Genomic DNA, 962 nt, shown 5'->3' on the forward strand with positions numbered 1-962 from the left:
CGCCAGCGCTGTGCCGAGAATGGAACCTGAACCGCCGTAGATATTGGCACCGCCCAGCACGACCGCGGTGATAGCGGGCATCAGCAGCGCATTACCGAGATCAGAACGCGCCGAGCCGAAATACGAAGTCATCAGAATGGCGGCCACGGCCGACGCCAGCCCGGTCATGCCGTAGAGCGCAAACACCGTGCGGCTGACCGGCAATGCGCCATAACGCGCCACTCGGGCATTCTGACCGATGAGGAAGACGTTGCGACCGGTGCGACTGCGGTGCATCAGCAGCCAGAAAAACAGTGTCGCCAGCAGGAAGATCACCAGCGGCATGGGCAGGCCCAGCACAATCTGATTGGCAAAGTTGGTGAACGCATCGGGGAAATTACCGATACCCTCAAAACCCGTCGCGCCCGCCAGCCCGGAAAGCAGTAAGGCGCTGCCGCCGAACAGGTAGAGCGTCCCCAGTGTGATGACCAGCGGATTCACGCCGGTATAAAGAATCAGCGCCGCATTGAGCAAACCACAGGCCGCGCCCAGTGCCAGCGTAAGCATAATGGCCAGTGCCAGCGGCACACCGGCCTGACACAGTACACCGAGCGCGATGGCGCACAGTCCGATGGTGGAACCAAAGGAAATGTCGATACCGCCGCTGACAATCACCAGTGTCAGTGGTAACGCCACAATCCCGATGGTGATGAAATCACTGGTGCTGAACAGCAGCGTACTGGCGTCCAGCATGCGCGGATTGGCGAAACCGAACAGTAAGATTTCGATGACCAGCAACGCCAGCAGCGCGATTTCCCAGCCATATTGTTGGAGTTTGTTCATCACACTACCCCGCTCTTTTTGCCGGTACTTAGCCGGCGGCTTGTATTTTTCGGTTGCTGAGATTTGCGTTCAACGGGTTTCTTCTGAGGCGGTGGCGTGGCCGCCAGAAAGCGTGAATACTTCTGCCGCCGCAAGTTTTT

The 962-nt window shown here is 58.6% G+C and carries 1 protein-coding gene; it reads right to left on the bottom strand.

What is annotated here, in order from left to right; genetic code table 11:
- The coding region (locus UC14_RS26590; protein WP_112198772.1) for an autoinducer 2 import system permease LsrD at positions 1-822 on the bottom strand (822 nt) is incomplete at its 3' end.
- Between the last annotated feature and the right edge of the window lie 140 nt (positions 823-962).

Origin of the sequence: Rahnella sp. NRRL B-41462 (assembly GCF_003263525.1) — a bacterium.
In the GTDB taxonomy this organism is placed as follows: domain Bacteria; phylum Pseudomonadota; class Gammaproteobacteria; order Enterobacterales; family Enterobacteriaceae; genus Rahnella; species Rahnella aceris.